Source organism: Streptomyces sp. NPDC006235 (assembly GCF_040613735.1).
In the GTDB taxonomy this organism is placed as follows: domain Bacteria; phylum Actinomycetota; class Actinomycetes; order Streptomycetales; family Streptomycetaceae; genus Streptomyces.
In genome coordinates this window covers 126,143-144,921 of the sequence record NZ_JBEXSR010000006.1, presented here as the reverse complement: position 1 = coordinate 144,921, position 18,779 = coordinate 126,143, and the positions used below count along the sequence as shown (strand labels likewise).

Below are 18,779 nucleotides of genomic sequence, written 5' to 3'. Positions count from 1 at the left end.
CCATGAGCACTTACACGTTGCGGGCGAAACACCGCCGCTCGACCCTGCGCACCCTGGTCTTCCTCTCCCCCTGGCTGATCGGCTTCTCGGTCTTCTTCGCCTACCCCCTGCTCTCGACCGTCTACTTCTCCTTCATGCACTACGACGGCTTCAAGCCGCCGGTGTGGGCGGGCACGAAGAACTGGTCGTACGTCTTCGAGCACTACCCGCTCTTCTGGCCCGCCCTGCGCAACACCCTGTGGCTGGTCGTCATCATGGTCACGCTCCGGGTCGCCTTCGGCCTGGGCGTGGGCCTGCTGATCACCAAGACCAAGACGGGGACGGGTGTCTTCCGCACCCTCTTCTACCTGCCGTACCTGGCCCCGCCCGTGGCGGCCACCATGGCCTTCGCCTTCCTCCTCAACCCCGGCACGGGCCCGGTCAACTCGATCCTGGAGAAGACCGGGCTCCCCGCCCCCGGCTGGTTCAACGACCCCGCCTGGTCGAAGCCGGCCCTCACCCTGCTGGCCCTGTGGGGCATCGGCGACCTGATGGTCATCTTCATGGCCGCGCTGCTGGACGTACCGAAGGAGCAGTACGAGGCTGCCGAACTGGACGGCGCGACACCCTGGCAGCGCTTCCGGTACGTCACGCTCCCGAACATCTCCCCGATCGTCATGTTCGCGGTCGTCACCGGCGTGATCCAGACCATGCAGTACTACACACAGCCGTTGATCGCCGGAAAGGTCGCCTCGGGCGTGATCCAGGGCGCGGGCACCCAGTTCGAACCCGGCTACCCGGACAAGTCGACCCTCACCCTCCCCCAACTCGTCTACAACCTGGGTTTCCAGCGCTTCGACTACGGCTCCGCCTGCGTGGTCGCCCTGGTCCTCTTCGCCCTCTCCATGGCCTTCACCGCACTTCTGATGCGCCGCAAGGGCGGTCTGATCCAGGCAGGTGAAAGATGACCCAACTACTCGACAAGCCGGCGGAGTTGACGGCACCGCCCTCCCCCGCGCAGCGCACGGCCCATCGCAGGGCGTTCCTGGAATGGATCGCGATCCACTCCCTGGGCATCGCGGCGGCCCTGTTCTTCACCCTCCCCTTCCTCTTCGTCGTCCTCACCTCGCTCATGAGCGACAGCCAGGCGCTCAGCCGCGACCTGATCCCGCACACCTGGGAATGGGACAACTACCGCAGGGTCTTCGACACCCCCGGCTTCCTCACCTGGTGGCGGAACACCCTGTTCTACGCGGTCGTGGGCACGGCGCTCACGGTGGTCTCCTCGATCCCGGTGGCCTACGCCCTCGCGAAGTTCCGCTTCCGGGGCCGCAGCCTGGCCCTGATGCTGGTCATCTCGATGATGATGCTGCCGCCCCAGGTGATCATCATCCCGATGTACCTGTTCTGGGCGAAGCAGCTGGACCTGTCCGGCACGCTGTGGCCGCTGATCATCCCCATGGCGTTCGGCGACGCGTTCTCGATCTTCCTGCTGCGCCAGTTCCTCACCACGATCCCCGACGAGTACCTGGACGCGGCCAAGGTGGACGGCTGCGGCGACCTGCGCACTCTCCTGAAGGTCGTCCTCCCGATGGCGAAACCGGGCATCGCCGCAGTGGCCCTCTTCCAGTTCTTCTACGCGTGGAACGACTACTTCGGACCCCAGATCTACGCCTCGGAGAACCAGGGCGCCTGGACCCTCTCCTACGGCCTGGAGTCGTTCAAGGGCGCCCACCACACCGACTGGAACCTCACCATGGCCGCCACCGTGCTGGTGATGGCCCCCGTGATCCTCGTGTTCTTCTTCGCCCAGAAGGCATTCGTCGAGGGCGTCACGCTCACCGGAGTGAAGGGTTAAGCACGTATGAAACTCACCGTGGTCGGCGGAGGCTCGACCTACACACCGGAACTCGTCGACGGCTTCGCACGCCTGAGGGACACGCTTCCCGTCGAGGAACTGGTCCTGGTGGACCCGGCGGCCGAGCGGCTGGAGCTGGTGGGCGGACTGGCCCGCCGCGTCTTCGCACGCCAGGGCCACAACGGCCGGATCGTCACGACCGACGATCTCGACGCGGGCGTCGAAGGGGCGGACGCCGTGCTGCTCCAGCTCCGCGTCGGCGGCCAGGCGGCCCGGGAACAGGACGAGACCTGGCCCCTGGAGTGCGGCTGCGTGGGCCAGGAGACGACCGGCGCCGGCGGCCTGGCGAAGGCCCTGCGCACGGTCCCGGTGGTCCTGGACATCGCGGACCGGGTACGCCGTACGAACCCCGACGCCTGGATCATCGACTTCACGAACCCGGTCGGCATCGTCACGCGCGCCCTGCTCCGGGCCGGTCACAAGGCGGTGGGCCTGTGCAACGTGGCGATCGGACTCCAGCGCAAGTTCGCCGGCCTGCTGGGCGTCGAGCCCCCGGAAGTCCACCTGGACCACGTGGGCCTCAACCACCTCACCTGGGAAACGGGAGTACGCCTCGGCGGCCCGGAGGGCGAGGACGTCCTGCCCGAACTGCTGACCGACCACGGCGACACGATCGCGGCGGACCTGCGCCTGCCCCGCCCGCTCCTCGACCGCCTGGGCGTGGTCCCGTCGTACTACCTGCGCTACTACTACGCGCACGACGAGGTCGTACGGGAACTCGGAACGAAGCCCTCCCGCGCGGCCGAGGTGGCCGCCATGGAACGCGAACTGCTCACCCTGTACGCCGACCCGTCCCTGGACGAGAAGCCGGCCCTGCTCGCCAGGCGGGGCGGCGCCTACTACTCGGAGGCGGCGGTGGACCTGGCGGCGGCCCTCCTGGGCGGTGGCGGCAGCCCCTACCAGGTGGTGAACACGTACAACCGGGGCACGCTCCCCTTCCTCCCCGACGACGCGGTGATCGAGGTCCAGGCGGCGGTGGGCCCGCAGGGCGCCTCCCCCCTCCCGGTCCCGTCCGTGGACCCCCTCTACGCGGGCCTGATGGCGAACGTGACGACCTACGAGGACCTGGCCCTGGAGGCGGCTGTGCACGGCGGCCGGACCCGCGTCTTCCGGGCCCTCCTCTCCCACCCCCTCATCGGCCAGTACGAGTACGCCGAGACGCTCACCGACCGACTGATCGCACACAACCGGGAGCACCTCGCGTGGGCCTGACCGCACGTGTCCTCGCCATCGACGCCGGCAACAGCAAAACGGACGTCGCGATCGTGACGGCGGCCGGAGAGGTCCTGTCCACGGCACGCGGCGGCGGCTTCCGCCCGCCCGCGGTGGGCCTGGACACGGCGATGACCACGCTCACCCACACGGTCGCCCAGGCCCTGACCACCGCCGGACTCACCACCGTCGACCACGTCTCGGCGTGCCTCGCCAACGCCGACTTCCCGGTCGAGGAGGACCGGTTGGCCGCCGCGCTGCACGCGCGCGGCTGGGGCCGGACGGTGACGGTCCGCAACGACACCTTCGCCATCCTCCGGGCCGGTGTGACGGAACCCCGGGGTGTCGCGGTCGTCTGCGGCGCGGGCATCAACTGCGTCGGCATGCGCCCCGACGGCCGTACGGCCCGCTTCCCGGCACTGGGCAGGGTCTCCGGCGACTGGGGCGGCGGCTGGGGCCTGTCGGAGGAGGCCCTGTGGCACGCGGCACGCGCGGAGGACGGCCGTGGGCGCCCCACGGCCCTGGCCCGTACCCTCCCCGCCCACTTCGGCCTGCCGTCCATGTACGCCCTCATCGAGGCGCTGCACCTGGGCGCCGTGGAAGAGTCCCGTCGCCACGAGCTGACGCCGGTCCTCTTCGCGACGGCGGCGGACGGCGACCCGGTCGCCCGCACGATCGTCGAACGGCAGGCGGACGAGGTGGTCGCGATGGCCATCGTGGCCCTGACCCGACTGGACCTGCTGGACGAGCCGACACCCGTCCTCCTGGGCGGCGGGGTCCTGGCCGCCCAGCACACGCAGCTCAACGGCAGGATCGCCGAGGAGCTGTCCGCCAGGGCACCCAAGGCGACCCCGCAGGTCGTCACGGCCGGCCCCGTCCTCGGGGCGGCGCTGCTGGGGCTGGACAGGGTGGGCGCCGGGGAGGGGGCACAGGACCGGTTGCGGGCGCACTTCGGGGCGTGAGGGGCGTAGCACGGGCCCTGAGAGAGGCCCGTTCGCGAGACCGGCCGGAGCCCTGTGGGACAACGGAGATGGACGGACTGAGGCACCCGAACACGCGAGGGCGCATACTAGGGGCAATGACAAAGCCTGCTGCACCGAAGCGCCATCTGCCCACCAGCCCCTTCAGGGCCCCGGTCATTCCAGCTCCCAAGCACTTCGCTGTGGGCGACCAGGTCACCCACGACATGTACGGCCTCGGCCGGGTCATCGGCATCGAGGACGGCATCGCGGTCCTCGTGGATTTCGGCTCCGCCCAGCACCGGATCCTGAGCCCGTACGCCAAGATGACCAAGCTCTGACACCGCTGTGCCCGGTCACGGCACACCAGGTCCCTCCCGGGGCCTGGCACCAGAAGGAGACCTCCCATCGATCTGACCTCGCTCTTCTCCGCCCCGGAAGGGGCACCCCACTCCGCGGCCACGGCATCGCCGCCCCCGGCCACGAACCCCTTCCAGGCCCCGGACTTCGGAGAGGACGACGGCGCGACGGCACCGGAGCCCCTCAACGGCGACCGGCACTGACACCAAAACGTGCCACAGAGGGCATGAAAACGCCCCTCACCAGCGGTTTCCTTGCCGATGAGGGGCCGTTTCCGGCGGGCTCCGACCAGTCAGCAGCAGAGGATCTCTGCCCCTGCCTCGCGGAAGTCGCCGGTCGCGAGTGCCTTGGCCGGGATCGTGTAGTACAGCGTTCCGGCGTCTCCCCAGCCCCATCCGAGGTCGGTGTCCTCGGCGAGCTGGAGCAGATGGACGGCGCAGCCGTCGGCGTCCCGGGACGACACCTTGAGCGTGTGTGAGGTGTCCGGCCAGCCGAAGGCGCAGTGACTGCCGGCGGTGTTCCCGTCGAGATCTCCCATCTCGCTGAGAATGAGCGATGCCGCTCCCCAGTGCCGGCCCCTGTCGAACTCCACGTCGTCGTCCTCGACGTCCCAGCAGTCCGGGAGCATGGTCACCTCAGCCGCGTGGACGGGCACGGCCGGGTAGCTCCTCGCTGGTTCGGGAGCGGCCGTCTCGACCGCCCGTGCCGGGTCGGCGGGAATCACGCGGCACACCCCGGATCCGTACAGGTCCAGCTTGCGGTACTCCTCGTACGGCACGTCCGGATCGAGATAGAAGAAGTTGAGCAGACCGGGCCGTACCGGCAGTTCATCGCCCAGCCACGCGGCGAGGGCATCGGTGTCCAGTACGGCGTGCAGGGACAAGGGAACCCCACTGTGTTCGGGCCAGGGCGTCTCCGGTTCCAGGAGGGCAGGCCCACCGAGCCGGCACCGCCCGGTGGCCGGGGTACTTCCCGTCGAGCGGATGAGCCGAAAGCCGCGTCGGGCCATGGCGGCAAACTGCCGGCCGGCCTTCTCACCGAGCCGTTCCGTACATATGCGGCTCAAGCCGGCAGGATCGTCGAACTGCATGCTCCGATCTTCTCAACCCCCGCCCTCACGGGGCCTCCGCTCCCCAGTCCCACAGAGCCTGGAGGACAGGGCCGAGGCGGCGTCCACTCCGGGTGAGCGCGTAGCGCACGCGCGGAGGCCAGCCCGGCCTACGGTCGCGCTCCACCACTCCGGCCTCGCCGAGCTGTGCCAGCCGGTCGGACAGCACCTTGTCCGACACCATGGGCAAGGCCGCGCGCAGCTCGCTGTAGGAGCGGTCGCCGCGCAGCAGCTCGCGCACCACCATCCAGCGGCCGCGCAGGGCCGCCAGCGTGATCTCCACCGGGCACTCCGGGGTAGGCGCGGTGACGTCGGCGCGCGGGTCGTCGGGGAGCCCTGCCGGGTGACCAACCGTTCGGTGAGTCACGGCATCGCCTCCTAACGTGTCGGGCATCTCGATTCTCCCGGCCCGGAAGGACGTCTGTTGATCATGCGAGAACTGGCCGATCGCCCCGAAGAGGTACCCGCGGTGTTCGCCGAGCGGTTCAACAGCGGCGACCCCACCGCACTGGCGCAGGTCTACGAGGACACGGCGGTGCTGGTCCCGCAGCCGGGAACGCCGGTGACCGGCCCGGACCTGCACGCCGCCAACGAGCACCTGCAAAAACTCGGAGTTCCCATCTCGGTCCGTCCACGGCACGTGTACCGCAACGGAGACCTGGCGCTGCTGATAGTCGACTGGGTCATCGACGGCACCGACCGGGAAGGACAGGCCGTGCACGTCGAGGGAACGGCCACCGACGTCGCCCGGCGGGGCCCGGACGGTCGTTGGCGCTACGTCATCGACAACCCCTTCGGCACCCGTGCACAGCAACTCAGGCAGCCAGAGGCACCTGCTCGCCCTCTTCCGGAACCTGGTAGTGAGCCCAGATCTGGTTCAACTCGTGCTGGTAGTAGAGCGGGTACAGCCCGGCCACGATGAAGAGGATGAGGCCGATCCACGGATTGCAGCTGCGCTCCATCCCGGCCGACTGCTGCATGCGGGCGATGCGCAGTCCGGTGTTGTAGACCGACACGAAGGGCGGAATGATCAGCAGCCAGCCGACGGCCAGAGCCAGGAGCGCCATCACCGGATTGACCTCAATGCGGCGATCGAAGTCCTGGGCTTCGCGATTCACCTTGTAATACCAAACCAAGTGGTAGATGCCCAGCGTGATCAGCGGCCAGATCAGCCAGACAAGGAATATGTTCCGGGTTTTTCCAGCGCGACCTGACATGACGCACCTCCCATGAATCCAGTGCATCACGATCAGCCGCCAGGTGCGCGTGGTGAGGTTCGGGGCCCCTCGGGCCAGGACGCCTCCGGATCGTGCGGGGCCACCCCGGGCCGGCCAACGGCGACCGGCCCTGGTCGGCGACCTCCGCCGTCAACCACGAAACCGCAGGTCAGAGCCCTCCGGCCAGCCTGACCCCGACGTCACCCATCGGCTCAGCTGGTCCGACTGGCGCCGTCGCCATCAGGCCCGATCCCGGACCAGCCACTACCGGCGCCGATCCGTTTCCGGCATGAAGGACAGGACCTGTCGCAGGGACGGGCGGAGACGCGGTGGGGTTGGCAGCGATGGCTGCCCTTCCCAGGCTCGGCAGCTATGGCGGTTCTGATCACCGTGTGGGGAGCATCTCCCGGGGTGGGCAAGTCGACGCTCTGTGCCGGCCTGTCCCGATGGCTGGTCGAGAAGGGACTGCGGGTTGATCACTTCCGCGAGGAGGAGATCTTGACCAGGCCGCAGTTCGCCGCGGTGGCTGGGCAGTTCAAGGCGACCGGCGCCGTCGCCCTGGGGACGTTGATCGCCGCAACTGCCGAGTTCGTCGATTCGGTTCTGGCGTCCGGCGATGACGTGGTGATCGCGGACGCCCTGGTGCCGTTCGTGCCGACGCGCCCGCGCACGGCGCGGGCATGGAGTGAGAGACACCTTCTGTGGCTGGGGCGGTCGGCTCTACGGCTTTACTGATGGTTTCAGAATGAGCCACAGCCGTCTGAACTGGTGGAGCCAGGCCCGGCCCGCTCACCCAGTGGTTCTCGTGGGGTCATGGACCGCCTTGATCGTCGGCGGTGAGCCGCTGTTCCAGGTGGCTGAGCAGGTGGGTGCATTTCCGGACCGTGTCGAGGTCGTCGCCCAGAATAGCGGCGAGCTCCTGTGCCCAGGCGGCGCGCAGCACCCGGAGGTTGGCCGCCGCACGCTCGGTCGGGCGCACGGCGATGCCGCGGCCGTTGGTGGCGGCGCGGGAAACCATCCCCTTGCCCTCGAGGCTGCGCAGCGCCGTGCTGACGTTGGTGCGCTGCAGCCGGGTGCGGCGGGCGATCTCGCTGGGCGCGGCCCCGGGGTACAGGTCGACGACCCGCATCACCTGCCGCTCGGTTTCGGTCAGCGGCACCACCTGAGGGTCCTCCGGGGTCCGGGCACGCACCAGCCGGCCGACGTTGAGGATCAGGTCGGCGAGGTCGGCGAGCGGGCCACCGGCGTCCGCGCCGACGGCGTCTTTTGTGTCGTGGGGCATGGCACCACCCTACTGAGTTATGGCACCATAATTATATGTCCATAACTCACGGCGATGCGCAAGGTCGGCAGACGGTCACCACGGCGGAGAGCACCGACGTCCCCAAGCCGGTGAACCTGGGGCGCCGGGCGCGGCTGGCCCTGGTGCTCGGCTCGCTGAGCGCCTTCGGTGCGCTCACGATCGACATGTACCTACCCGCCATGCCGAGCATGGCTCACCAGCTACACACCAGCGCGCCGATGGTTCAGATGACCCTCACGGCGTTCGTCGCCGGCCTGGCCCTCTTCCAAGTAATCGTCGGTCCGCTGTCGGACGCATGGGGCCGGCGCCGCCCGCTGCTGGCCGGTATGGCGCTGTACCTAGCGGGGTCGCTGTGGTGCGCGCTGGCGCCCACCGTCGGCTGGCTGATCGCCGGCCGGATCCTGCAGTCGCTGGGGGCGGCCGCGGGCACGGTCCTGGCCCGGGCCATCGTGCGGGACCTGTTCTCCGGCACCGCCATGACCCGGTTCTTCTCCACCCTCATGGTCGTCAACGGCGTTGCCCCGGTCGTGGCGCCCGTCATCGGCGGTCAACTGCTGACGCTCACCACCTGGCGCGCGGTGTTCCTGGTGCTCGCCGCCGTCGGTGCCGTCCTGCTGCTTGCGGTCGTCTTCGCGCTGCCCGAGTCGCTGCCGGACGCCAATCGGGCGCCGGCCCACCTGCGCGCGACGCTGCGGACCTTCCGGACGCTGGTCACCGACCTCCATTACCTGCGCTACGTGCTCGCAGCGGCACTGATGTTCGCCGCCGTGTTCGCTTACATCTCCGGATCGTCGTTCGTCCTGCAAGACGCCTACGGGCTCACGGCCCAGCAGTTCAGCCTCGTCTTCGGCCTCAACGGTCTGGGCATCGTGCTGTTCGGGCAGGTCAGCGGCTGGCTCGTCGGCCGCGCCGCCGACGAGCACACCCTGCTGCACGTCAGTCTGACCGTGGCAACCCTCGGCTCCGCCGGCGTCCTGACCTGCGCCCTGCTCAGCCTCCCGCTACCGCTGCTGCTGACCTGCCTTTTCCTGGTGGTGTCCATGCTCGGCATCGTGCTGGCCAACGCCACATCCCTCGCACTGAGCGGCCACGGCTCCGCCGCCGGAGCCGCCTCCTCCCTGCAAGGACTACTGCAATTCCTCGTCGGCGGCCTCGCCGCCTCTGCCATGAGCCTGCCCGGCCAGGTCACCGCAGTCGCCATGGGCACCACCATGGCCATCTGCGCCGCAGCCGCGCTGGCCGTCCTCAACGCCCGCCGTACGTGAAACACCTGCTCATTTCCGGAGTTCCGGGGCCAGATGTCGGTGCGTTCGGGCACCAGCGAGCGCGTGCTGATCTCGACATGCGTGAGTTCCCGTGCCGCCGGAATCAGCACGGACAGCCAACTGATCATCCGCTGGTCACCGACAGACGCCCCAGCCTCTCTCCCAAGCGGTGGCCACCAGGCCCACCCCCCCCCACCGCGGGCGTGCCAGGTGCACGCCGGATGCTCCAGCAGTTGGGACGCCAAGCCGAGTGGGAATGCCTCGATGTGGTCCGCCAGGCGGGAGACGTAGCCGCCTTGGTCATCGGTGCTCAACGGCATCCAGAAGGCCGCACTCGTCACGCACATCCGGCGGACGTACTACAGCGACCAGGGGCGGCCCGTCGAGACAGCGGACATCGCCGTGCCCGCCGCTCACTGCGAGATCGTCTACGAGATCCCGATCAACCGGTAGGCACAGGCTTCGCGGGCGGGCTGCGGCGGCGCTTCGGCGCGTCCACGTCTGTCAAGCGGTGAGGGCGGTCAGCCCTGCCGTTCACGTCGCGACGGTGGCCCACCCCCGTACAAGCTGCCATCGAGTGATCGCCCCCGGGCCGTCTCTGGGCCGTGCGAGGGTGCCCGAGGCCGACCAACGGCGACCGGCAGTGACAGGCGAGTCTCAGCCGTCCAACACGAAGCCCCAGTTCAGGGCCCCTCGGACATACGCGTTTCCACCCAGGGGTGGCGGTACGGCAAGATGGGGTGTATCTGCCCACTGCCAGTTTCAAGCTGCCGGACGGTTTCTCTTGGCTGAGTTCATTTACACCATGCGCAAGGCGCGCAAAGCGCACGGCGACAAGGTGATCCTCGACGACGTGACGACGAGCTTCCTCCCGGGGGCGAAGATCGGCGTCGTCGGCCCGAACGGCGCCGGAAAGTCGACGATCCTCAAGATCATGGCCGGGATCGAGCAGCCGTCCAATGGTGATGCCTTCCTCACCCCGGGTTACACGGTCGGCATCCTGCTCCAGGAGCCGCCGCTGACCGAGGACAAGACCGTCCTGGAGAACGTCCAGGAGGGCGTCGCCGAGATCAAGGGCAAGCTCGACCGGTTCAACGAGATCGCCGAGCAGATGGCGACCGAGTACACCGACGAGCTCATGGACGAGATGGGCAAGCTCCAGGAGCAACTCGACCACGCCAACGCCTGGGACCTCGACGCCCAGCTGGAGCAGGCCATGGACGCGCTGGGCTGCCCGGCCGGCGACTGGCCCGTCACCAACCTGTCCGGCGGTGAGCGCCGCCGCGTCGCGCTGTGCAAGCTGCTGCTGGAGCAGCCCGACCTGCTGCTGCTCGACGAGCCCACCAACCACCTCGACGCCGAGTCCGTGAACTGGCTGGAGCAGCACCTGGCCAAGTACCCGGGCACCGTCGTGGCGGTCACCCACGACCGGTACTTCCTCGACAACGTCGCCCAGTGGATCTGCGAGGTCGACCGCGGCCGCCTCTACCCCTACGAGGGCAACTACTCGAAGTACCTGGAGACCAAGGCCGCCCGGCTCAAGGTCGAGGGCCAGAAGGACGCCAAGCGGCAGAAGCGGCTCAAGGAAGAGCTCGAGTGGGTGCGGACGAACGCCAAGGGGCGGCAGGCCAAGTCCAAGGCGCGTCTGGCCCGTTACGAGGAGATGGCCGCCGAGGCCGACAAGATGCGGAAGCTGGACTTCGAGGAGATCCAGATCCCGCCGGGCCCGCGCCTGGGCAACGTCGTCGTCGAGGTCAACAACCTCACCAAGGGCTTCGGCGACAAGCTGCTCATCGACGACCTGAGCTTCACGCTGCCGCGCAACGGCATCGTCGGCATCATCGGCCCGAACGGCGCCGGCAAGACGACGCTGTTCAAGATGATCCAGGGCTTCGAGGAGCCCGACTCCGGATCCATCAAGGTCGGCGACACCGTCAAGATCTCCTACGTCGACCAGAGCCGCGAGAACATCGACCCGAAGAAGACGCTGTGGGCGGTCGTCTCCGACGAGCTGGACTACATCAACGTGGGCCAGGTCGAGATGCCGTCGCGCGCGTACGTCTCCGCCTTCGGGTTCAAGGGCCCGGACCAGCAGAAGCCGGCCGGTGTGCTCTCCGGCGGTGAGCGCAACCGGCTGAACCTCGCGCTCACGCTCAAGCAGGGCGGCAACCTGCTGCTCCTCGACGAGCCGACCAACGACCTCGACGTCGAGACCCTCTCCAGCCTGGAGAACGCGCTGCTGGAGTTCCCCGGCTGCGCCGTGGTCGTCTCCCACGACCGGTGGTTCCTGGACCGCGTCGCCACGCACATCCTCGCCTACGAGGGCGAGTCCAAGTGGTTCTGGTTCGAGGGCAACTTCGAGTCCTACGAGAAGAACAAGATCGAGCGGCTCGGCCCGGACGCCGCGCGTCCGCACCGCGCCACCTACAAGAAGCTGACCCGGGGCTGATCTTGCGGCACATCTACCGCTGCCCGCTGCGCTGGGCGGACATGGACGCTTACGGCCACGTCAACAACGTGGTGTTCCTCCGCTACCTGGAGGAGGCCCGTATCGACTTCCTGTTCCGTCCGGAGAAGGACTTCAAGCAGGGGTCCGTGGTGGCACGCCATGAGATCGACTACAAGCGGCAACTGGTCCACCGGCACACCCCGGTGGACATCGAGCTGTGGGTCACGGAGATCAGGGCGGCGTCCTTCACCCTCACCTACGAGGTGAAGGACGACGACCTGGTCTACGTACGGGCCTCGACGGTGATAGTGCCGTTCGACTTCGAGGCCCAGCGCCCGCGCCGGCTCACCTCGGAGGAGCGCGAGTTCCTCCGGGAGTACATGGACGACGACGAGGAGGAGGCCGTCGCCGCATGACGGTGCTCCACCTCGCCGACGAGGGGGAGGCGGCGGATCTCGCGGCCTTCCTCTCCCGGCTGCTCCATTACGACCGCGGGGCCGCCGTGCGCCTCCAGGCGGCCGGCACCGCCCTGGCCGTGTTCGGGCGGCCGCCGTCCTTCGAGGTGCTGGCCGTGCGCGCGGTGCGGCTGGCGAAGCCGTACGAGGACGGGCTCGACGTCACCCTTGACGTGACCGTGTCCGCCGGTGAGCTGCTGGAGTCGGCGGACGAGAAGGGCGCCACGGCCGTCGTGCCGGGCGCGGTGACCGGGCCGCCGTGGGCGGGCGTGCTGCCGCCACGCGGTGGCTGGCGGCCCGAGCCGGGGCTGCCGGCGCCCGAGGCGCTGCGGTCCCTCGTGGCCGCCGCCGTCGCCGAGTTCCGGTCGCGTACGCGGGAGTTGCCGGACGAGCGGCGTACGAGGGCCGAGCTGGACCGGATCGGGCGGGACATCTGGTCCCGTACGGTCGGCGACACCCGGCTCCCGGTCCGGGCCGTGCACGCGGCACAGTCGCTCGGGTTCCTGCGGCCCGGCGTGCCACTGGGACTGTTCTCGTCGGGCGCGTGGCTCAGGCTCCGCACGCCGTACGGGTCGATCGCCGTACGGCAGGCCGGGCTCGGGGCGCTGGACGTCAGCGTCCGCTGACAACGCCCTTGTCTGTCAGCCCGGGGTGTTCACCATCGAGGCCGCCGCGTACGTCAGGTAGTTCCACAGCGTCTGCTCGTGCTCCTCGGACAGCCCGAGCTCCTCGACGGCGACCCGCATGTGCTTCAGCCAGGCGTCGTGCGCCGCACGGTCGACCGTGAAGGGCGCGTGCCGCATCCGCAGGCGCGGGTGGCCACGGTTGTCGCTGTACGTCGTGGGGCCGCCCCAGTACTGGATGAGGAAGAGCGTGAGGCGTTCCTCGGCCGGGCCCAGGTCCTCCTCGGGGTACATGGGCCGCAGCAGCGGGTCCTCGGCGACTCCCTCGTAGAAACGGTGGACGAGCCGACGGAAGGTCTCCTCCCCGCCGACCTGCTCGTAGAAGGTCTGCTCCTGAAGCGTGCCGCGCCGAATCTCTTTCACGCCCTCCATGCTCTCAGACGTGACGACATAGGTCTCAAGGCCTAGGACCGGCCCCGGTGCCCTTACTGTGGGGGTATGGGCGGGCATGCACCCGACAGGGAACGCGACAGGGAATCGGACGATCTCGCCGCCTCCGCGCGGGCGGCGCTCGTGCGCCGGATCGACGCGAGCGGAGCCTGGGCCGCCGACCCGGTGTGGCGCGAGGCGTTCGCGGCGGTCCCACGTCACCTCTTCGTGCCGTACTACTACGTCGGTGTCGCCGGCGGCTACGAACGCCGGTGGGGCGAGAGCCCCGACCCGCGGGGGCGGGAGCGGTGGATACGGGGCGCCTATGAGGACACCCCGCTGGCGACCCGGCTGCGCGACGGCGAACTGCTCTCCTCCAGCAGCCAGCCGTCCCTGATGGCGGACATGCTGGCCGCGCTGCGCGTGGAGGACGGCAACACGGTCTTGGAGATCGGCGCCGGCACCGGCTACAACGCCGCGCTGCTCGCCCACCGGCTGGGCGACGACCGGGTCACCACCGTCGATCTCGACCCGGAGATCACCGAGTCGGCCCGCCGGCACCTGGCCGCTGCCGGGTACCACCCGGTCGTCGTCACCGGCGACGGCGCCCGGGGCGTGCCCGAGCGCGCGCCGTTCGACCGGATCATCGCCACCTGCGCACTGCGCACCGTGCCGCGCGCCTGGCTCGCCCAGAGCCGCCCCGGTGGCCGGATCCTGATGCCGCTCGCCACGGGCCTGGTGGTGCTCACGGTGACCGACGCCGACCACGCCGAGGGGCGCTTCCTGCACACGCCCGCCTACTTCGTGCCGCTGCGCGGCGGGAGCCGGCCCGGGGGCGAGCCGCTCCAACTGGGCGGCGTACCGCGCCGGGCCAGGGAGGACGACCTGTTCCGGTTCCTGCTGGCCCTCACCCGCGGCACCCTCGACCCGCAGGAGGCGCACTCGCTGTGGGAGCAGGAGGGCAGGCCGCAGCGCGAACGCTACGGCATCACCGTCAGCGGGGACCGGGAGTGGGCCTGGCTGGACGACCCGGAGGGGCCGTACGCCTGGCCCCTCCCGGCCTGAGCCGGGCTCGGGTCCTGAACCCGGCTCGGGTCCTGAGCCCGGCTCGGGTCCTGAACCCGGCTCGGGTCCTGAGCGGGCTCAGCCGCGGCGGATCGTGATCGTCGTCCAGGCGCCGACGTGTACCCGGTCGCCGTCCTGGAGCGGCACGGGGACGAACGGCTGGATCGGGTCCTCCGAGCCGTTGACCGTCGTGCCGTTCGTCGAGTTCTGGTCGACGACCGCCCAGCTGCCGTCGGGCTGCTGGACCAGCACCGCGTGCTGGTGCGAGACGCCCGGGTCCTCCGGCGGCACCGAGAGATCGATGTCCGGGGTGTCGCCGGTGGAGTGCCGGCGGCGGCCGATCGTGATCTGGTTGCCGGTGAGCGTGCGCTGCTGCTCGGGCGAGTACGCGGGCAGGTTCAGGCCCGCGGCCTCGGGGCCGGAGCGCTGCATCATCGCCATGAAGTACTCACGGTCCGGGCCGATGGTCGCGGTCCAGGTCGCCGGTCCCTGCGGAGCCTGGGGCTGCTGCGGGAAGCCGCCGGGGCCGGGAGGGGCCTGGGTCGCGCCGGGCTGCGGGTAGCCGTAGCCACCGCCCGGACCGCCACCGGGGCCAGGACCGGGCGGGGCCTGGGTGGCGCCGGGCTGCGGGTAGCCGTAGCCGCCACCGGGACCACCGGGGCCATTGGGACCGCCGGGGCCACCGGGTCCGCCAGGGCCGCCGCCCGGGCCGGTGGGCGACGGCGGGGAGATCACCCAGTCGTCAGCGCCACCGCCGAAGGACTGACCGCCCTGCTGCGGACGCTGGGTCTCCTGCGGGAACCCGGGCGGAGCCGGCGGGCCGGACTGCTGGAATCCCTGCGGAGCACCGCCGGGGCCACCGGGACCACCAGGACCGCCGGGGCCGGGCGGAGGCGGGACCGGCCGCGAGGGGTCGGGGCCGAATCCGGGCGGGCCGGGAGGACCACCGGGACCGGGACCACCCGGACCTCCCGGACCACCAGGACCGGGACGACCGCCGGGGCCGCCGGGACCGGGCTGGCCCGAAGGGTCGCTCCCGAAGGGCGGGATCGGCTCGGCCGGGCGGTTCACCTGCGACGGGCGGGAGCCCTGGTACTCGTACGAGTCACCGCCGCCGTACGACGGTCCGGGCGGGCCGGACGGGCCGGGAGGACTCGGCGGACCGGGAGGACCGGACTGACCGGGTCGGCCCGGGGGCTGGAAGCGCACGCCCGGGCCGGGCGGCGGCGGGGGCGGTGCGGCGGGGGTGTACGAAGTCGCCGTGTTCGTCAGGAAGTTCCACCGGCACTCCTCGCAGAACGGCGCGCCGCCCTCACGCGGCGTACGGCACTGCGGGCAGAGCTCCGGCTCGGCGTTCGGCACGGCGGACAGGTGCGGAGGACGCCCACCTGGCTGGCCACCGGGACCACCGGGTCCGCCGGGAGGGCCACCGGGGCCGCCCGGGCCGCCGGGGGGCGGGAAGCCGTAGCCGCCGGGCGGGGGCGGCGGAGGAGGAGGCGGAGGCACGGCACCCGCCATGCGGTGACCGCAGACCTCGCACCAGTCGTCGGAACCCGACTGGTGTCCGTTCGGGCAGGTCGGCATGTCGGCGCGTCCCTCCTTCGATCTCTTCTAGGTCACTTCTTCACGCGAACAGTCTTGGTGGACCGGGTCTCGAGCGTCATCTCGTCGGCCTCTTCGACCTTCGCCTTCAGTCGCACAGTACCGGTCGCGGCATCGACCACGTCCACCACCTTCGCAAGCAGTTTCGCAGTATCGGCGTTCCCGGAGGCACTCGCGAGCTGAACGGCCCGGCCCAGTTTGGCCGTGGCTCCATCCATATCTCCCGACTTACGAAGATCTAGCCCTTGTTGGATGACCTGTGCCAGTTCGGCCTGCCCGGTGTAGTGGGCGACCTGAGGGTTGATCGACGTCGAGGCGACCATGTCGTCCGTCCACACGGCACGGACCAGGCCCTGCGCGCCGAGGTTCTGGACGGTGCCGTCGGGCTGCGGAATGACCAGCGAGATCCGGGCCGCCAGCATCTCCTGCCCGATGTTCGCGACCGGGACCTCGACGCAGACGTGGTAGTCACGGGACTCGTCTCCCCAGGAACCCAGGGGGTAGTCGCCGGCGCGCGGGCCCGCCTCGGTGCGCCGGCCGGTCAAGTCCTCGACCGTGGGCGCGACCTGCTTGACGAACTTCACAGTGGTGTCGACCGGGGTCCACAGCCGCAGGGAGACGTCCGCGACCTCCTTGCCCATCGCCGTCTCCATCATCTGCGTGAAGTCGGCGGCGAGTCCGGCCGGGTCGGCGACGATGTCGGCGGTGCCGAGCAGGGCGGAGGCGATCCCTGTGACTTCTTTCACTTCCCAGTCGGTGCCCACACCGCGCGCGTCACAGGTGAAGCGCCCGGCGCACGCGTCGAGCGCGGCCTTCAGGTCCTGGGGCGACTCGTGTTCGTTGCGGCCGTCGGTGAGCAGGATGCCGTGCCGGATGGCGACGTCCGCGGAGGACAGCAGGCGGTCGGCCAGTTTCAGCCAGGTGCCGATGGCGGTGCCGCCGCCCGCGCTGAGCGAGCGCAGTGCGCGTTTGGCCTGCTCGCGGGTGGTGGCGTCGGCGACCGCGAGGCGACCGCCGCCCGGGTAGACCTCCTTGGCCACGTGCGTCCCGCCGATCACGGCGAAGTGCACGCCGTCGCGCAGGGTGTCGATCGCGGCGGCCGTGGCATCGCGGGCGTTGCGCATCTTGGTCGCCGGGTAGTCCATCGACCCGGAGCAGTCGACCATGATCGCCACGGCCGCGGACGGGCCCTGGCCGGGCGAGAAGAGGTGGGGCGCCGAGACCGCGGTGCCGATCGTGCCGCCACCGGTCGCCGTCACCGTGACGATGGCGTTGACCTCGCCGGCACCCTCCGGCAGGTACTCGTTCTGGTACACGTCCACCGAGAACTGGGGCACGTTCGACTTCGAGAAATTGGCCATGCCTGCTTCGATCCCCCTCGAAAGCCCCCGCCGGAGCGGAGTGATGACGGTATGCGGACCGGTCCCCTCCGGTCCGCTGAGGCATCCCCGTGAAGCGGCCTCAGGCCGATCCTGCCCCCTGGGAGACGGCCGGGAACGGCACGAGGGCCACTGTTACGTTGTCGTGGCCCCCGCCGTCCAGGGCGTGGCCGACGAGCACCCGGGCGCTGTGCAGCGGTTGCGCGGCGGCGTCGAGCGGGACGACCCGGGCCATCTCGTCGGCGGCCTCCGCGTAGTTCCACAGGCCGTCCGTGCAGACCACCACCACGCCGGGCCGGTCGGGCTTGAACGCGGCGGTGTGCGGCTCCAGTTCGTAGGCGTCCGCACCGAGCCAGCCGGTGATCGCGTGGGCGCGCTCGTCGGCGTAGGCCTCGGCCTCGCTCATCAGGCCCGCGGCGACCATCTGCGCGGCCCACGAGTCGTCCTCGGTGAGCCGGGCGGGGGGTGCGCTCCGGTCGATCGGGACCCAGTAGGCGCGGCTGTCGCCGACCCAGCCGACGATCAGCAGGCCCGATGTGACCACGGCGCCGACGATGGTGCACGCGGGGGCGTTCTGGTGCAGGGCGTGTTCGCGGGCCGTGGCGGGTTCGGCGGCGAGCGAGTTGACCGCGCGCGAGGCGGCGATGATCGCGTCGTGCATCGCCTGCTGCGGGTGCGTGCCGCGCGGCAGGGCGTCCAGCAGTGTCTCGCTCGCCGCCTTCGACGCCGCCATCGAGGCGTCGTCGGGGCGGGTCGCCGAGGAGACGCCGTCGCAGACGATCGCCACGGAGGCGGGTGAGCCGTCCGGCAGCGCGGTGCTGCCGATGGCGAACGCGTCCTCGTTGCGGTGGTGGCGCAGGCCGCGGTCGCTGACCGCGGCCACCGGGCCGGACTCCTGCTCCATGTGGTCCCGTTCGCGCGGCTGGGCGTGGCCGCAGTTCTCGCAGTAGCCGTCATCGTCCACGCGGCCGGCCCGGCAGGCCACGCAGACCTTGCCGCCGGCGCCCGCGGCCTGGGCCGCCGGGTCGGCGGACACCCGTGGGTCCGGTGCCTGGAGGAGGTACTCGTCGGGCTGCTGTGCCTGGTAGGCCTCGGACTGTGCCGGATATCCCTCCGACTGTGGGGCGTGGCCGCCGGGCGGCGCGGCGTGCCCCTCGGCCTGGGGCGGACGGTCGAAGCGGACCCCCTCGGCCGGCGGGGCACCGGGGAGCGGGGGTGCGCCCGCCCCGGAGGCTGGCCAGGGCGCGCCGGCGGGCGGCACCGACGGCGGCTCGGGATACGCACCGGCCGGAGCGCCCTGCGCGGGCACCGAGCCGTTCATGGTGATGGTCGGGTTGTCCTGAGGCCGTACCGGCACGGCGGACAGGTCATATCCGCACGCGCCACAGAAACGGTCACCCGATTCGAGGGGTTCCTCGCAACTCGGGCAGGCGGACAACTGGGGCATCTGCGACAT

20 protein-coding genes and 1 pseudogene are annotated in these 18,779 nt (G+C 70.5%); 13 read left to right on the top strand and 8 right to left on the bottom strand.

The features are described from left to right. Positions 1 to 2 precede the first annotated feature (2 nt). The 5 genes from ABZ192_RS09950 (at position 3) to ABZ192_RS09930 (ending at position 4,409) form a co-directional block, all read left to right on the top strand. Positions 3 to 947 (top strand): sugar ABC transporter permease, encoded by a 945-nt coding sequence (locus ABZ192_RS09950; protein ID WP_356924016.1) that lies wholly within the window; start codon positions 3 to 5, stop codon positions 945 to 947. Beyond that, positions 944 to 1,837, top strand: a complete 894-nt coding sequence (locus ABZ192_RS09945; RefSeq protein WP_356924015.1) for a carbohydrate ABC transporter permease — start codon at positions 944 to 946, stop codon at positions 1,835 to 1,837. The genes ABZ192_RS09950 and ABZ192_RS09945 overlap by 4 nt, the downstream gene beginning before the upstream one ends. A 6-nt stretch (positions 1,838 to 1,843) precedes the next feature. After that, positions 1,844 to 3,109, top strand: coding sequence for a 6-phospho-beta-glucosidase (locus ABZ192_RS09940; RefSeq protein ID WP_356924014.1), 1,266 nt, complete (start codon positions 1,844 to 1,846; stop codon positions 3,107 to 3,109). Next, positions 3,100 to 4,071 (top strand): BadF/BadG/BcrA/BcrD ATPase family protein, encoded by a 972-nt coding sequence (locus ABZ192_RS09935; protein ID WP_356924013.1) that lies wholly within the window; start codon positions 3,100 to 3,102, stop codon positions 4,069 to 4,071. The genes ABZ192_RS09940 and ABZ192_RS09935 overlap by 10 nt, the downstream gene beginning before the upstream one ends. 116 nt (positions 4,072 to 4,187) lie before the next feature. Continuing rightward, positions 4,188 to 4,409: a hypothetical protein gene (locus ABZ192_RS09930; protein ID WP_029181646.1), complete on the top strand. Its 222-nt coding sequence runs from the start codon at positions 4,188 to 4,190 to the stop codon at positions 4,407 to 4,409. Positions 4,410 to 4,720: 311 nt separating this feature from the next. Here the strand turns inward: ABZ192_RS09930 and ABZ192_RS09925 are convergent, their stop codons facing one another. Both ABZ192_RS09925 and ABZ192_RS09920 read right to left on the bottom strand, forming a co-directional pair. Continuing rightward, the gene (locus ABZ192_RS09925; protein WP_356924181.1) at positions 4,721 to 5,437 is read right to left on the bottom strand and encodes a DUF1963 domain-containing protein; all 717 of its coding nucleotides are present in this window, start codon (positions 5,435 to 5,437) and stop codon (positions 4,721 to 4,723) included. 106 nt (positions 5,438 to 5,543) lie between these two features. Then, a complete protein-coding gene (locus tag ABZ192_RS09920; RefSeq protein ID WP_356924012.1) occupies positions 5,544 to 5,903 on the bottom strand; it encodes a helix-turn-helix domain-containing protein in 360 nt (119 codons plus the stop codon). Between the two features lie 63 nt (positions 5,904 to 5,966). Here ABZ192_RS09920 and ABZ192_RS09915 point away from each other — a divergent pair, with 63 nt between their 5' ends. Beyond that, the gene (locus ABZ192_RS09915; protein ID WP_356924011.1) at positions 5,967 to 6,458 is read left to right on the top strand and encodes a DUF4440 domain-containing protein; all 492 of its coding nucleotides are present in this window, start codon (positions 5,967 to 5,969) and stop codon (positions 6,456 to 6,458) included. Here the strand turns inward: ABZ192_RS09915 and ABZ192_RS09910 are convergent. Beyond that, the gene (locus tag ABZ192_RS09910) at positions 6,352 to 6,753 is read right to left on the bottom strand and encodes a DUF4234 domain-containing protein (protein WP_356924010.1); all 402 of its coding nucleotides are present in this window, start codon (positions 6,751 to 6,753) and stop codon (positions 6,352 to 6,354) included. The two genes, ABZ192_RS09915 and ABZ192_RS09910, sit on opposite strands and share 107 nt — an antisense overlap. A gap of 411 nt (positions 6,754 to 7,164) precedes the next feature. Here ABZ192_RS09910 and ABZ192_RS09905 point away from each other — a divergent pair, with 411 nt between their 5' ends. Further along, positions 7,165 to 7,488 carry a hypothetical protein gene (locus ABZ192_RS09905; RefSeq protein ID WP_356924009.1) on the top strand — a complete coding sequence of 108 codons (324 nt, stop codon included), beginning with the start codon at positions 7,165 to 7,167 and terminating at the stop codon, positions 7,486 to 7,488. Between the two features lie 76 nt (positions 7,489 to 7,564). Here ABZ192_RS09905 and ABZ192_RS09900 read toward each other — a convergent pair whose 3' ends face one another. Beyond that, positions 7,565 to 8,035, bottom strand: a complete 471-nt coding sequence (locus ABZ192_RS09900; RefSeq protein ID WP_356924008.1) for a MarR family transcriptional regulator — start codon at positions 8,033 to 8,035, stop codon at positions 7,565 to 7,567. Positions 8,036 to 8,070: 35 nt separating this feature from the next. Here ABZ192_RS09900 and ABZ192_RS09895 point away from each other — a divergent pair, with 35 nt between their 5' ends. The 5 genes and pseudogenes from ABZ192_RS09895 to ABZ192_RS09875 all read left to right on the top strand — a co-directional run bounded on the left by ABZ192_RS09895 (position 8,071) and on the right by ABZ192_RS09875 (position 12,851). Beyond that, on the top strand, positions 8,071 to 9,321 hold the full coding sequence (locus ABZ192_RS09895; protein WP_356924007.1) for a multidrug effflux MFS transporter: 1,251 nt from the start codon (positions 8,071 to 8,073) through the stop codon (positions 9,319 to 9,321). A 309-nt stretch (positions 9,322 to 9,630) separates the two neighbouring features. Further along, positions 9,631 to 9,774: pseudogene (locus ABZ192_RS09890) on the top strand (GntR family transcriptional regulator); the annotation flags it as partial. Between the two features lie 331 nt (positions 9,775 to 10,105). Continuing rightward, entirely contained in the window at positions 10,106 to 11,770 is a 1,665-nt protein-coding gene (gene ettA / locus ABZ192_RS09885; RefSeq protein ID WP_356924006.1) for an energy-dependent translational throttle protein EttA, read from the top strand. 2 nt (positions 11,771 to 11,772) lie between these two features. After that, positions 11,773 to 12,186: a thioesterase family protein gene (locus ABZ192_RS09880; protein ID WP_356924005.1), complete on the top strand. Its 414-nt coding sequence runs from the start codon at positions 11,773 to 11,775 to the stop codon at positions 12,184 to 12,186. After that, complete coding sequence (locus ABZ192_RS09875) at positions 12,183 to 12,851, top strand: hypothetical protein (protein WP_356924004.1); 669 nt, start codon at positions 12,183 to 12,185, stop codon at positions 12,849 to 12,851. Before ABZ192_RS09880 ends, ABZ192_RS09875 begins: the two co-directional genes overlap by 4 nt. 15 nt (positions 12,852 to 12,866) lie before the next feature. On the opposite strand, the gene ABZ192_RS09870 is transcribed toward ABZ192_RS09875, so the two are convergent. Next, positions 12,867 to 13,280, bottom strand: a complete 414-nt coding sequence (locus tag ABZ192_RS09870; protein ID WP_086604702.1) for a globin — start codon at positions 13,278 to 13,280, stop codon at positions 12,867 to 12,869. Between the two features lie 66 nt (positions 13,281 to 13,346). On the opposite strand from ABZ192_RS09870, the gene ABZ192_RS09865 reads away from it, so the two are divergent. Continuing rightward, positions 13,347 to 14,342 carry a methyltransferase domain-containing protein gene (locus ABZ192_RS09865; RefSeq protein ID WP_356924003.1) on the top strand — a complete coding sequence of 332 codons (996 nt, stop codon included), beginning with the start codon at positions 13,347 to 13,349 and terminating at the stop codon, positions 14,340 to 14,342. Between the two features lie 78 nt (positions 14,343 to 14,420). Here the strand turns inward: ABZ192_RS09865 and ABZ192_RS09860 are convergent, their stop codons facing one another. The 3 genes from ABZ192_RS09860 to ABZ192_RS09850 form a co-directional block, all read right to left on the bottom strand. After that, on the bottom strand, positions 14,421 to 15,926 hold the full coding sequence (locus ABZ192_RS09860) for an FHA domain-containing protein (protein ID WP_356924002.1): 1,506 nt from the start codon (positions 15,924 to 15,926) through the stop codon (positions 14,421 to 14,423). Between the two features lie 32 nt (positions 15,927 to 15,958). Beyond that, a complete protein-coding gene (locus ABZ192_RS09855) occupies positions 15,959 to 17,305 on the bottom strand; it encodes a VWA domain-containing protein (RefSeq protein WP_356924001.1) in 1,347 nt (448 codons plus the stop codon). A gap of 100 nt (positions 17,306 to 17,405) precedes the next feature. After that, on the bottom strand, positions 17,406 to 18,779 hold the full coding sequence (locus ABZ192_RS09850) for a PP2C family serine/threonine-protein phosphatase (RefSeq protein ID WP_356924000.1): 1,374 nt from the start codon (positions 18,777 to 18,779) through the stop codon (positions 17,406 to 17,408).